At 42.5% G+C, this 13,565-nt stretch carries 9 protein-coding genes and 1 other annotated feature (1 of these 10 cut by a window edge); of the genes, 2 read left to right on the top strand and 7 right to left on the bottom strand.

Features of this window, described 5'->3' with window-relative positions:
- Window positions 1-53: 53 nt before the first annotated feature.
- Together MKZ09_RS20765 and MKZ09_RS20770 are read right to left on the bottom strand one after the other, a co-directional pair.
- Window positions 54-1,664: an S-layer homology domain-containing protein gene (locus MKZ09_RS20765; RefSeq protein WP_081394163.1), complete on the bottom strand. Its 1,611-nt coding sequence runs from the start codon at window positions 1,662-1,664 to the stop codon at window positions 54-56.
- A 94-nt stretch (window positions 1,665-1,758) separates the two neighbouring features.
- Window positions 1,759-3,192 (bottom strand): MDR family MFS transporter, encoded by a 1,434-nt coding sequence (locus tag MKZ09_RS20770; RefSeq protein ID WP_076136457.1) that lies wholly within the window; start codon window positions 3,190-3,192, stop codon window positions 1,759-1,761.
- 230 nt (window positions 3,193-3,422) lie between these two features.
- On the opposite strand from MKZ09_RS20770, the gene MKZ09_RS20775 reads away from it, so the two are divergent.
- Complete coding sequence (locus tag MKZ09_RS20775) at window positions 3,423-4,121, top strand: TetR/AcrR family transcriptional regulator (RefSeq protein WP_076136456.1); 699 nt, start codon at window positions 3,423-3,425, stop codon at window positions 4,119-4,121.
- 102 nt (window positions 4,122-4,223) lie between these two features.
- Here MKZ09_RS20775 and MKZ09_RS20780 read toward each other — a convergent pair whose 3' ends face one another.
- From MKZ09_RS20780 to MKZ09_RS20795, 4 genes are all read right to left on the bottom strand, one after another.
- A complete protein-coding gene (locus tag MKZ09_RS20780; protein ID WP_076201757.1) occupies window positions 4,224-5,825 on the bottom strand; it encodes a hypothetical protein in 1,602 nt (533 codons plus the stop codon).
- The gene (locus tag MKZ09_RS20785) at window positions 5,818-6,531 is read right to left on the bottom strand and encodes an ABC transporter ATP-binding protein (RefSeq protein ID WP_036688363.1); all 714 of its coding nucleotides are present in this window, start codon (window positions 6,529-6,531) and stop codon (window positions 5,818-5,820) included. The genes MKZ09_RS20780 and MKZ09_RS20785 overlap by 8 nt, the downstream gene beginning before the upstream one ends.
- Window positions 6,532-7,324: 793 nt before the next feature.
- Entirely contained in the window at window positions 7,325-9,064 is a 1,740-nt protein-coding gene (locus MKZ09_RS20790; RefSeq protein ID WP_076201755.1) for an ABC transporter ATP-binding protein, read from the bottom strand.
- Window positions 9,061-10,797, bottom strand: a complete 1,737-nt coding sequence (locus tag MKZ09_RS20795) for an ABC transporter ATP-binding protein (RefSeq protein ID WP_076201753.1) — start codon at window positions 10,795-10,797, stop codon at window positions 9,061-9,063. The genes MKZ09_RS20790 and MKZ09_RS20795 overlap by 4 nt, the downstream gene beginning before the upstream one ends.
- A 150-nt stretch (window positions 10,798-10,947) precedes the next feature.
- On the opposite strand from MKZ09_RS20795, the gene MKZ09_RS20800 reads away from it, so the two are divergent.
- Window positions 10,948-11,817 carry a LysR family transcriptional regulator gene (locus tag MKZ09_RS20800; RefSeq protein ID WP_076201751.1) on the top strand — a complete coding sequence of 290 codons (870 nt, stop codon included), beginning with the start codon at window positions 10,948-10,950 and terminating at the stop codon, window positions 11,815-11,817.
- Between the two features lie 9 nt (window positions 11,818-11,826).
- Here MKZ09_RS20800 and metG read toward each other — a convergent pair whose 3' ends face one another.
- The gene (metG, locus tag MKZ09_RS20805; protein ID WP_076201749.1) at window positions 11,827-13,473 is read right to left on the bottom strand and encodes a methionine--tRNA ligase; all 1,647 of its coding nucleotides are present in this window, start codon (window positions 13,471-13,473) and stop codon (window positions 11,827-11,829) included.
- Between the two features lie 43 nt (window positions 13,474-13,516).
- Window positions 13,517-13,565: a binding site (T-box leader), on the bottom strand; it runs 213 nt beyond the window's last position.

Genomic DNA, 13,565 nt, shown 5'->3' on the forward strand with positions numbered 1-13,565 from the left:
AGACTGGACAGCAATATAGCTAAGCGGCTATTCGCATCCAGTCTTTCATATTTTTAAAAAGTATAGTCATAAAATTTCTCTGCGTTTCTTAAGCTAGACCATACATCAGAACTTTCTCCGCCTATATACCAATAAGCTACTCCAGCTAGTTTTTTAGTAACCGCTAAGTTGTATTTAGTTATTAATGAACGCCCATCCTCAATCCAGATCGTATGTTTTATTGCTTGTTTCGAGTAGTTCGCGACATATTGTGCCAGCGAAGGATTCCACACGGGTCTCGATGCATAGCTGCTGATAATCTGATTTTGCTCCGGAAGCGTAATATATTGAGAGGATAAAACCGTTCCCTTCTGGTTCAATGTCCAATCCCGATTATATAAGGGCAATGCCAATATAACTTTTTGACTAGGTACAACTTTTAGGATTGTATTCACAGCCTTTTGATCATAAGAAAGCGAGGCATTGGACCCCGGAACTTGACTCCCGTCATAATGCTCATCATAACCCATCATCACCATATAATTCACTTGCTTGCCGAGGGCAGCATAGTCAAAAGCTTCTGTCCAATCCGTTCCAAGATCAGGGGATACATCCAGCGACAGGATAACATCGAGCGAACGCATTTTCTCGGCTAATAAAGAAATAAACGAAGTCAAATAAACACGATCTTCGGCCGCTACATTTTCAAAATCTATATTTAGTCCATCTAATCCATATTTACTCACTAAAGCAGCTAACTGATTAACTGCCGTATTCCTTGCGGTTGTACTCAACAGCATCTGATGCGTCGCTTTTTGATCCGATCGATTGCCAACCATCGCCCAGACTTGCTTTTTATTCTTTTTTGCCCAAGTTACCAGCGAGGCATCTGTCGAATCCGTTACTGCCCCTGTTTTTCCAACATAATACCACCGTGGTGATAATGTATTGACGTTCGATTGCAGAACATGATTCTCAAATTGTGCCGTCGTGAGACCATACTGCCAACCTATAACAATACGTTTGTCCGGATCACTTTCCAGCTCTGCCGCCCAGCTTGTATGTTGCAGCACCCGATCCATCAGCACTGCCGTCTCTTGCCTGGTTATCGGGTCCGCGGGTCGAAAATTTCCGCTATTATCGCCCTTCATTAATCCGCGATCATTAACCTTTGCTACAGCAGCACTTGCCCAGCTAGCAATTTGTTGCCGATCCTTAAAATTAGTTTGTGCCGTAGCTGCAGTGTTTGTCTGCTTTAGAGCTTTGCTCATCCACACAGCCGCTTCCTGCCGGGTGACTGCTTTTGCGGGTGCAAAAGTAGTTGCCGAAGTGCCGTTTGCCAGTTCAAGCTGAACCGCGGCCTGTATCCAGCCGTAATACCAAGCACTTTTGGCTACGTCGGTATAAGGAGATACCGGACTCAACGCTGGATCAAGCTTCAACAGACGATCAAGAACGGTAATAAATTCAGCTCTAGTAATCGATTGAGTAGGTGAAAATTTAGTATTCGAAGTGCCAGTTAATATATTCCGGTTATATAAATCTATGATTTCTTTTTTTGCATAACTAGTGTTTATATCGTTAAAAGGAACCCCGTTATCGGCCGATATATGCTGAATAAATACTCCGGCGGATAGCACGACAGCGAGGGTTACTATAGTAAATCTAGCAAATATATTTTTCACGGGCTAAGAGATTCCCCCTTGGTTATCAATCTTTGAATTATACCAAGGATACAATCCATAAACATCGCTAAAATATTGGTAGAGTACGATAGGATCAGTTCTTCGGATTACGCAAAAAGAGACTAAGAACTACACCACACAGCGCCAAGCCCAATGAAACTAGGAACGTGTCGTGGAATCCTGCAACCAAAGCCGCAGAAGGTAGCTTCTGATTCCCTTGACTCATATGAGCAGCTATATTGGAAGTCAATAACCCCGACATTATAGCGACAGCAAAGGAACCCACAATTTGTTGTGCAGAGGCAGTAAGCGGGGTCACACGGCTGATCAAATCCTTCGGAGCGGCCTTAAGCACATGTGTACCGAGCTGCATAGTAGTTAATCCTTGGCCAAGTCCCATAATAGCAAAATAACTGATCATAACGTATACACTTGTATCATTTTGTAAACGTGACAAGAGAAAGAGTCCGGAGGACAGCAGCACAAGTCCAGAGAACACAACGGGCCGAGCTCCGTACTTATCAAATAATTTCCCTCCAATAATCATGCCAGCAAAGGATATTAAAGCTTGGGGAATAACTAAAAGTCCCGATTCAAAGGAAGAAAAACCTCTGACCTGCTGCAAAAAAATTGGAATTAACAGAATCGAACCAAATAAGGCGAACTGATTAATCCAGGTCAAAATCATACCTTTACTAAATTCTAGAGATCGAAAAGAGCGAAGTTCCAATAACGGTTCTTTTTGGCGCAATTCCACGAAAATAAACAAGGCTAAAGCAATGAAGCTGAACGCAAGAGTTATAATCGTTATACGATCCCCCCAGCCGTCCACTCCCCCTCTATGCACTCCAAATACCAAGCTGGAGAAAGCGAGTGGTGATAAAATCACACCCCAAATATCCAATTTAGCTTTATTCCCCTTCTCTATTACCGGAAGAAATTTCACTCCAACAATCATTGCAATAATACCAATGGGAACATTAATCAGAAAAATCCAGTGCCAGCTTGCATATTCCAACAGCCATCCTGACAGTACAGGACCAAGAACAGGCGCAATTAACATCGGTAGTCCAAGCAATCCCATGATTGAACCTCTTTTATCGGGAGGTGCGATTTTGAATGACATAGCCATACCAATTGGAGCAATCATCCCTCCGCCTAATCCCTGCAAAATACGAAAGATTATCAGCTCTGTTGTGGATTGTGCCATTGAGCATAATAAAGAACCTATGGTAAACAATACGATCGAAACTAAAAAAACACGTTTGGCAGTAAACTTATCCGAGAACCAACCGGCCAATGGGATAATTACGGATAAAGCCAGCGTATAACCCGTAATGGCCCACTGTATTGTTTTTAGGCTGGCATCAAAGGTTTTTTCAAGCTGCGGGATCGCTACATTCATAATTGTACTGTCGAGCATAACCAGCAGCATTCCTGTTATAAGTGCCAGTATTATGGGAAGTATTGCTTTTATAGAAAATTCTTTGGTGACTGGTTGGGATTGTTTCACTTGTAGATTACTCATGGGTCTATACACATCCTTTTTAATTTTTACTAATAAATTGCTAACTGCTGCCTCCTTTTTTAAAAAAATCACACCCTTAAACTAACAGTGTAAGATTAATATAGCATCCGTTTATTTGCTTGTAAATAAAAATATCTAACAGTGTAAGATTAACCATTAATCTAACGATGGTAGACCAGCCATCCATCTTCGCTTATGATAAAGAAAGACAGTAACAGGAGGTCGTTTCGATGAGAATCAAAAATCTGCAAATTACTGAACAAGATATAATAAAAGCTTCTTGGGAGCTGTTGGATGATATCGGTATAGAGGCATTTAGTATGCGTAAATTAGCAGAACTATTAAATATACAAGCCGCCTCTCTCTATTGGCATTTTAAGAGTAAACAGAGTATTTTCCAGACACTGGCTAATGAGATCGCCAAAGAAGCCCTCGAAACTGCGAATCTCGAAGGTACTTGGCAAGAACAGTTATTTAATTTTGTGGACCGAATCCGCGGGGTTTTACATAAGTATCCTTGCTCGGCTCAGCTGATGATGCGAACCTTGCCTTCTGAACCTAATTATCTATCTTTACTGAATACTTTGCTTCAGATCGTGGATCATCTTCCTTTAAGTGATAGTGACAAATTCTCCTTAATTGCTTGCGTGTTAAACTATGTAATCTCTTTCGAATTGGACAAATATGAGCAGGATCGAATTGACTTAGCCATGAAAAATGAACCTAATGGAGATGCTAGAGAGGTATTTAAACAATCGCTTGAGCACTTATCCGGGGATGGACCTAATGTTATAAAACGAATGCACGAAAACAATATCTTTAATGAAATTGGCTCCGATAAGATGTTCTATACAGGTCTAAAAATAATGGTGAGTGGAATTGAACAGTTAGCTAATGAGCGACAAGAACGAGAAGAGCAAAAAGAATAACAAGAGCGACAACAGAACATAGGGGATTTTTCACGAAAATAAATCTTGGCACAAAAAAAGGGCATCCCAGCAGCCGATTTCGGCTTTTGGAATGCCCTTTTTTTAAAGAGACCGAAATAAAAGTTCTCCTTTGGACTGGATGTATCTATACATCACTCCACAGGCCACTAATATCACCACACCAATGCCTAACATAACGAGATTACCATTTAGATCAGATAAAAGAAAACTCAAACCAAATGGAATTAGCAAGCTTATGAACCCTATAATCATAGCCACAAAGACCGAAGCACTTTGTTTAATTACAGAGACTTCATTGGTCCACTCCAGTTTAGGAAGCTTCAAGTTAACGATCACACCTACCATTGCGGTAAGACAAGCGTATAGGACAGGGATTATTAGCAATAACAAGCTCTCCATCCAGCCTGTGCCCAGAGAAATCATAAGAAGCACACTACTAACAATCACAATCGGTACTGTAATGGTAAGATTCACTGCGATTTTACTTAATAATATGGTTTTTGTCGGAACGGGGGCGCTTTTTAAAATCCAAATATGGTTACCTTCAAGCGAAATCGAACTCGAGGTCGTACAGCTTAATGCAACAAAGAGGGAAACAAATAATGGCGCCAATCTGCTTAGATAGTTAGAGAGTTCTGGTATTTCCATAATTTGTCCTAATTGCTCTGAGCTAACAAACAGTAAGGTAATCGCCAAAACAAGTAACATAACCATTCCAATACTCGTATTTAGCACATATATAGAAGAACTAAAATAGCGGCGCAGCTCTTTTTTATACAATGTGTAAAGCGGTGAAGAGACTGCAAGTGACCTCATTTGATACTTATTCTTTGAGTAAGAAGTCGTAAGACCTGTGTGTATTGCTTTATATTTGCTGCCGAGAATAAGGGTAAACAACATAAAAGAAAGTAACGATATCCCTATAAATAATAATAAAGGAGCTACCTGATACGAGCAGACAGCATCTACATACATGACCGTCAAAGGATATAAGTTGAAGATTTGATCGGCAATTTGTGTGCTCATATCCGCAAGCAACTGCGGGTCATTCCCATTTATTTGGCCTGAGCCCAAAATAATAACAATGATTACGGCAAAAGTCAGAATCAGACTTATTAAACGACTTCCTTTAAAACGTGAGGAAATCCAACTAATCAATGCCCCTATAATCGTTGCAGCAATGATCGGCACTAATGGGATAAATAGTAGCGTTATCATGAAAAATAGATAATACACTACTGCCGGATTTACCTTTATAGCATAAACTACACCTGCTGGCACCATCACCATCAATGAGAACAGTATATTCAGCACGTAGAGCTGAACTACACGGCTTGCTACGATATGGCTCGTTTTGATAGGCAACGACATTACGAGATCGTAATCTTTGGAGCCAAATAATACCCCACTCGCCTTATAGATCGTTGTAAAAAATCCAATCAAGCAAGTAACAGCCATCATAATCGCAAGCAGCAGCTCTGGCCTGCCTATCTGTTCAAGGGTCTCTGCTATCATGAAGCTATATCCAAACGAAACCACTGCCATCATGACAATCCCTATTAAGATACCGATGCTCAGCAAAAGCATTTTTCGTCTTACTTTCACATCCCGTGTATGCAAAGCTTTATTTAACCCAAAGGATGAGATCAGCTGAATTTTCGTCAATCTCCAGATATTAATCATGTTTAATCAACTCCAAAAACACATCTTCAAGGCTGCTGTCACCCTTCACCTCTTCTGTTTTCCCATGAGTGATCAATTCACCCGCTTTGATAATGGCAATCTTATTGCAGAGCTTCTCGGCCACATCCAGTACATGCGTCGAAAAAAAGATCGCACTGCCCTGACTGCAAATTTCCGCCATGATTCTCTTGAGCGTGTGTGCCGCTTTTGGATCAAGTCCAACAAAGGGTTCATCCAGAACCAGCAGCTTCGGTTTATGAATAAGCGCGGAGATAATCGCAAGCTTCTGTTTCATGCCATGAGAATACGCGGAGATTAAATCCCCCAGATTAGAGGTAATCTCAAATTCATCGCTATATTTCTTTATCAATAACTCCCGATCCGCTTTCGATACGCTAAAAAGATCACCAATAAAATTCAAGTACTGAATGCCCGTCAGATGATCGTATAAATCCGGATTATCTGGAATATACGCAGTAATCGCTTTGCAGGCTAAAGGATCTTTTTTAATGGAGTACCCACCAATCTCGATGTCCCCCTCCTCAAAATCTAAAACTCCGACCACTGCTCGGATAGTCGTTGTTTTTCCCGCACCGTTATGACCGATAAAGCCATAGATGTCACCTTTTTCGACCACCAAATTCAGATCATTTACCGCCTTCTTGCCACCCTTGTAGCTCTTGGTAAAATGTTTGATTGTCAACATCTTGCCACTCCCCTTCCAATCTCATAACACTCTCAATATGCCATATTTACTGTAGCTTCGTCGTCTTCAATCTACGTTTCTTATAATACGTTTAGCCCGTCCAGATAGTTCATTCGTTTTCAAATATTTTATTTTGAGATTTTCACCTCTAACGGGTGGGATAAAAATACGATTGAGTGCAACATAGTCCGTAAGGGCAAACAAACTACTTTGGGGACGGTGAGATAACTAGTTTGAAACGTAAGCTAACTACTTTGGAACGTAGGCTAACTACTTTGGAACGTTAAGCAGACTGACGATGAGCGAACTACATTGGAACACTAAGCAGACGACTTTGTTGACGGTGAGCTAACAACTTTGGAACGCTTAGCAGACTGCCGATGAGCGAACTACTTGGGTCTTAACATAGATCAGAAGCAATCTACCTTTGATGATGGCTGCCATTGCTACGTATCGGACCGAGGCGCCCTTATTTCGCAAATTCATGCCCTTTTTCACTCCGTTCGGACTCAGATGCAGCTATTGTGCCATATCCGCTCCTTTTAGCTGCAAAATCAGCCGAATAAGTGCTATGCAGTCCGTTACTTTCAAAAAAGGCGCCAAAAACACCATTTAGCTGCAATACGGTCCGCAAGGGTAAGGTAAGGTAAGGTAAGGTAAGGTAAGGTAAGGTAAGGTAAGGTAAGGTAAGGTAAGGTAAGGTAAGGTAACTAAGCCAAACTAACCCACTCATCAAAAAAAAAGCATTCATCCCCAAATTCGGGATTGAATGCTCTTTTTCTAAATGCAAAGTCTACGCTGATGCGAACTGACTGTTATATAATCTGGCGTAATATCCACCGCTGGCTAGGAGCTGGTCATGCGTACCACTCTCCACAATGTCTCCGTCCTTCATGAAAAGAATGAGATCCGATTCTCGAATCGTCGACAAACGGTGAGCAATTACAAAGCTGGTCCGGCCAGCGATCATTTTTAGAAAAGCCTTCTGAATCCGTACCTCAGTCAGTGTATCAATACTACTGGTGGCTTCATCCAAAATGAGCATTGGCGGATCTACGAGCATCACTCGTGCTATGGTTAGCAGCTGCTTTTGTCCTTGCGACAAATTATCTCCTGAGCCACTGATCTTTGTATCATATCCCTCAGGCAGGCGTTTAATGAAGCTATGAGCATTTGCAGCCTTAGCAGCAGCGATGACCTCTTCTTCGGTAGCCTCAGGTTTGCCGTAGGCAATATTTTCTCTAATCGTGCCGCCAAACAGCCAAGTGTCCTGCAACACCATCCCGAAATTACGCCGCAGACTGTCACGGGTAATCGTCTTGATATCCACGCCGTCAATCTTGATGGAACCCCTATCCACATCATAAAAACGCATAAGCAGATTAACCAGCGTCGTCTTTCCCGCTCCCGTCTGCCCTACAATCGCAACCCGGGTACCTGGCTTCACTTCCAGACTGAAATCATTAATCAGAGGACGTTCAGGATTATAAGCAAAGGATACTTTCTCAAAGGTAATCGTTCCTTGGCTTGTATTCATAATTTTGGCGTCTGTTGCATCCGCTGGTTCTGGCGATAGGTCTAGAATGGCGAAAATCCGCTGCGCTGATGCTGTTGCCGATTGAAGCTGCGTAATCACACCTGTAATTTCATTAAACGGCTTAGCGAACAAGTTGGAGAAGATCAAAAAGCTGGACAAATCCCCTACCGTCACAAGCCCGCGAATCACCATAACACTTCCGATCATCGCGATAACAGAGAAAGTAATATTATTTACTAACCGTGTTGTCGGATTGGACAAGGAACCGTAAAATTGTGATTTCACGCCAGTCTGGTACAAAGTCTCGTTTCGTTCCTCAAACTGGGTCAGTGCACGGTCTTCATAATGATAAGCAGTGACCACTTTTTGTCCGCCGATCATTTCCTCCACGTATCCGTTGAGACCGCCCAGAATTTTAGCCTGCTCCTTAAACATCTTCTGGGAGCGCATCGTAATGAATCTTGCCACAAAAAATGTAACGGGTGCTGACAGAAGAACAACTAGGGTCATTAAAGGACTAATGTACAACATGAGTGCAATTGCCCCCACGATGGTGATAATCCCCGTGAGCAGTGTTGAGAAACCTTGCAGCAGTCCATCAGAGACCGCATCCATGTCATTAACAAACCGGCTGATGCTGTCCCCTTGCGGGTGGTTATCATGAAATTTTAACGGCAAAACATTTAATTTATCAAAAAGCTCCCGCCGTAAGTCATATACAGTCCGGTAGGCAATTCGATTAGTCAGGTAGGTAAGAAGCCATCCGAAAAAGCTGCCGACAATATACACCCCTGCCAGAATTAAAAGCAGTCTAAATACGGCGTCAAAATCAACCTCTCCCGGCCCGATCATAAAATCGATGGCGCTGCCGATAAGCAGCGGGCCAATTAGACTGGCAATCACACTGAGTATTGCGCAGACTACTGCACCTATAGCTATTTTTTTATAATGCCCTGTGTATACAATTAATCTTTTCCAAATGTTATTTTTGTTCATTGGCCCGACTCCTCACTTGATAGCTGGGACAGGCAGATTTCTTTATACACTTCACAACCCTGCATCAGCTCCTCATGGGTTCCGACACCGGCGATCCGCCCTTCCTCAAATACCATTATTTTATCCGCTTGTCTTACAGTGCTTACCCTCTGCGAGACAAGGAGCACGGTCATTTCCTGGCTGCTCTCTTTAAGAGCCTTACGAAGTGCCGCATCTGTGGAGAAATCCAGCGCACTGGAGGAGTCATCCAGAATAAGAATCGATGGCTTACCTACTACTGCACGAGCTATGGTTAAGCGCTGCTTTTGTCCACCGGATAAATTTAATCCACCACGAGATACTTGCGTATTTAAGCCTTCAGGTAATTTACGTATAAACTCCTCCGCTTGAGCAATAGAGGCTGCCTGCATGATTTCTTCCTCAGTAGCATCTTCCTTGCCCCAACGTATATTCTCAGTGATTGTTCCTGTAAACAGCACAGCTTTTTGTGGTACAATCCCTATTTTCTCACGAAGCTGGTGCAGCTTGTAATCTCGGACATCCACACCATCCACTTTCACTTCACCTTGCACCACATCATAAAAACGAGGGATCATATTCACAAAAGTAGACTTACCTGAACCCGTACTGCCAATCAGGCCCACAGTCTCTCCGCGATTAATTACTATAGATATATCCTCTAATGCCGATTCACCTGTCGTATTATACCCAAAGGATACGTGATCGAATTGTATAGCAGGGACAGCACGATCAGGTTCAGCAATCACAACATTTCCTTCCTCGGACACGGATACCTTAACTCCCAAGACTTCATTTACACGATTAGCTGAGGATGAGGCTTTTGTAAAAATAATGACCAAGTTAGAGACCACTATCAGCGCCAGCAAGATTTGAGTGATGTAATTGATGAAGGCAATGATCTCCCCTTGAGACAATCGGCCCCCATCGATATGAATTCCGCCTACCCACAAAATAGCTATGATCGCCGCATTTACTACAAGTGTAGTCATCGGCCCAAGCAAAGCGGAAATCCGTGAAACCCGGATCGCTGTAGTAGTCAAATCCTCGGATGAGGCATCAAAACGTTCTTTTTCTGTACGTCTTTTGGCAAAAGCACGAATCACTCGAATCCCCGACAAATTCTCACTCAGTACGAGCGCTAGGGCATCCAGCTTCTGTTGGTATTTTCGGTACAAAGGAGCACTGCGGGTGATAATAAAATATAAAATAATGCCAAAAACCGGTGTTGCCGCTATTAGAATCAGCGATAATCTAAAATCCAAAATCATCGACATTAGGATAGCCCCGATGCAGATAAACGGAGCACGAATCACTAGACGAATCAGCATAGCCACAGCAATTTGCAGTTGGTTTACGTCATTGGTAATCCGATTAATCAGTGTAGGCGTACCTAAGGTATCTAGCTCAGCATACGACAAAGATGTAATATGTCTAAACATCTTATTGCGTAGTGTCGTACCGAATCCCTGTGAAGCCCGGGCTGCATAGTATTGGCATACCATGGAGCAGCCGAAGCCAAGCAGTGACATCAGCACCATTAGGCCACCCATGCGGTAAACATAGGCGCTGTCATGATTGCCAACCCCGTTGTTGATGATCAATGCGACAATGGTAGGCAAAATCAGCTCCAGAATCGCTTCCATCAGTTTAAAGATCGGTCCTATGATCGCTTCTTTTTTGTACGGCTTTAAATATACTGCAATTTTGAACAAATTCATCCACACCCAACATAAGAAGTATTTAACCACTTGAAATATGTATAAGAACAGTTATGATTATGGCATATCTACTCACATATTAATAATATTGGATTCGTATCGCTCCCATACGATTAGCATATCTCAAGTTCGGAGGATTTTTATATGGATATTAGACAACTTAAATATTTTATGGCGATAGCTGAGGAAGGACAGATTACATCTGCAGCCAAAAAACTGCAAATGGCCCAGCCTCCGCTGAGCCAGCAGCTAAAGCTCCTGGAGGAAGAACTAGGTGTAAAGCTAGTGGAACGAGGTCCACGCAGCGTGCAGCTCACTGAAGCTGGAGCCATTTTGCGGGACCGTGCCCTACAAATTCTGGAGCTGGCAGATTCCACTGCCCGTGAGCTCACTGATTTTGTCAAAGGTTTAAAAGGAACCCTAGCCATTGGTACAGTTTCTTCCTCTGGAGCTACGTTGCTTCAAGATCGGCTATGTGAATTTCACAAAACCTATAAAGGTGTAAAGTTTGAGATACATGAAGGAAATACCTTTAGAATCATTGACCTCTTGAATAAAGGTATTGTCGAAGTCGGGATTGTTAGGACACCCTTTAATGGTACAAATTTAGAATGTCTTTACACACAAGCTGAACCTATGATTGCCGTAATGACACCTGAGTATGACTGGAAAACGGATGAAAACTTTATGAAGATCGGTGAGCTAAAGGATAAGCCGCTTATTATCTACCGCCGTTTTGAGCAGCTTATCCGGGAAACATGTCTTGAGAACGGCTTTGATCCGCTGATTTTCTGTATGAATGATGATGCTAGGACAACACTGCTCTGGGCAAACGCTGGTCTTGGCATCGGAATCATCCCCAAATCCGCTTTCGAATTAACGAGTAACAGTAATTTGATCTATAAAGAAATCAGTAGTGAATCACTACGCACACGGGTCGCCGCCGTCTGGATTAAGGATAAATACTTATCATCATTGGCTTCCAAGTTTATTGAAAGCTTCAGGAATGGATAAATACCAGCTCTATTTATTCACTTGCTGTTGATCTAGCCTATCCTCTTCTTCCTTAATACGGCTAATATCAATTCGTTCAAACAATAATTGTAAATCAGTAACCTGTTGGTAAGGGGGCACCGAGCAAGGCTGCCAATTCGGTAGTGCTAACGATAGGAACCCCCTGATCTTGTCACAAGAGAACGGTAGAAACGGATGCAACAAATTCGCTAAGTTCGCAATAATCTGCACACATGTGTATATTGCAGAATCACAAGAAACCTGATCCTCTTTTATCTGTATCCAAGGTTTTTGCAGATCGAAATACTGGTTTGCCTTGCGCACATAAGAAAAAATATACTCCAGCGCATCTTTAAGATTCCCAGCCTCAATAAGCCGCCCTGATTCCAAATACAAGAGGTCGATATTGTCCTTCCACCCCTTATCCAATTGCCCATTTGGCACTTTCCCTTCATAAAACTTATCTACAAAAGCCAAAGAACGATTCACAAAGTTACCAAATGCTCCAAGCAGCTCTCCATTATGGCTATAAATAAACTCTCTCCAGGAAAAATCCGTGTCCCGCTTCTCGGGTCCATTGGCAATTAAGAAATAACGAACAGAATCTGGCTGATACCGCTCTAAAATATCAGGTACCCAGACCGCCCAATTTCGGCTAGTGGAGAACTTCTGCCCTTCAAGGGTTAAATATTCGCTAGATATAATCCTGTCCGGTAAATGCAGACCCCCTGCTCCTAATAACACAGCCGGCCATATTAAGGTGTGAAAAGGAATATTGTCTTTCCCATGCACATAATAAGCGGTATTCTCCCCTTTTTCCTCTAACCAAAAATCCTCCCAGCTTCCTCCGGACTGTGCAGCCCACTGCTTACTGGCTGATAAATAACCACTTACCGCCTCAATCCAAACATAAATTTTTTTATCTTCAAATCCAGCCACAGGAACATCTACACCCCAAGACAAGTCTCTTGTTACCGCGCGGTCCTGCAGCTCTTCTTGTAAATAACGTTTGGTCAGTTTTATAGCGTTTTCTCTCCAAAATTGTGCTTCCTCTACATATTCCGTTAATTCAGACTGAAAATTAGATAAGCTAAGATAATAATGTTCTGTCGGCCGTTCTGTTGGTGTATTCCCACATAATTTGCAGACTCTGTCTAACAAATCGGCAGGATCTAGAATCGTAGAACAATAATCACATTGATCCCCTCGCGCCCGCTGGCCACATACCGGACAAGTCCCTTCCACATATCTGTCTGGCAAAAAGCGCTGATCCACCTCGCAGTAACATTGCGCAATGGTTTTTTTATATAAATGACCATTCTCTAGCAGCTTTGTAAACAACTCTTGCACGACCTTATGATGCTGCGGTTGATCCGTTCGAGTATATAGATCATAACTAAATCCCAGCTGTTCAAAACACTTCAGAAACTCTTCATGATATCTGCTTGCAAAAGCTCCGGGCGTAATCCCTTCATTTGCAGCCTGAACTGCTACGGGTGTGCCATGGCAATCACTGCCTGATACATATAATACGTTATCCCCTTTGGAGCGAAAATATCGTGCCAGCACATCCCCAGGCAACACGCTGGATAATCTCCCCAAATGTAAAGATCCATTCGCATACGGCCAAGCACCACCTATAAACACATTACTCATTAACCTTCTCCTCCTTTTTTAGACAACAAAAAAACTCCCATCCACAAAGGACGAGAGTTCTACTCACGTGTTACCACCTAATTTTATAAATG

Origin of the sequence: Paenibacillus sp. FSL R5-0908, from assembly GCF_038006245.1 — a bacterium.
Lineage (GTDB): Bacteria > Bacillota > Bacilli > Paenibacillales > Paenibacillaceae > Paenibacillus_AQ > Paenibacillus_AQ odorifer.

What these genes read in the sequence shown, in the direction of transcription:
- MKZ09_RS20775 (WP_076136456.1), top strand. Translation starts at nt 3,423, where the DNA reads ATGAGAATCAAAAATCTGCAAATTACTGAACAAGATATAATAAAAGCT.
- MKZ09_RS20790 (WP_076201755.1), bottom strand. Translation starts at nt 9,064, where the DNA reads ATGAACAAAAATAACATTTGGAAAAGATTAATTGTATACACAGGGCAT.
- MKZ09_RS20770 (WP_076136457.1), bottom strand. Translation starts at nt 3,192, where the DNA reads ATGAGTAATCTACAAGTGAAACAATCCCAACCAGTCACCAAAGAATTT.
- MKZ09_RS20780 (WP_076201757.1), bottom strand. Translation starts at nt 5,825, where the DNA reads ATGATTAATATCTGGAGATTGACGAAAATTCAGCTGATCTCATCCTTT.
- MKZ09_RS20785 (WP_036688363.1), bottom strand. Translation starts at nt 6,531, where the DNA reads ATGTTGACAATCAAACATTTTACCAAGAGCTACAAGGGTGGCAAGAAG.
- metG (WP_076201749.1), bottom strand. Translation starts at nt 13,473, where the DNA reads ATGAGTAATGTGTTTATAGGTGGTGCTTGGCCGTATGCGAATGGATCT.
- MKZ09_RS20800 (WP_076201751.1), top strand. Translation starts at nt 10,948, where the DNA reads ATGGATATTAGACAACTTAAATATTTTATGGCGATAGCTGAGGAAGGA.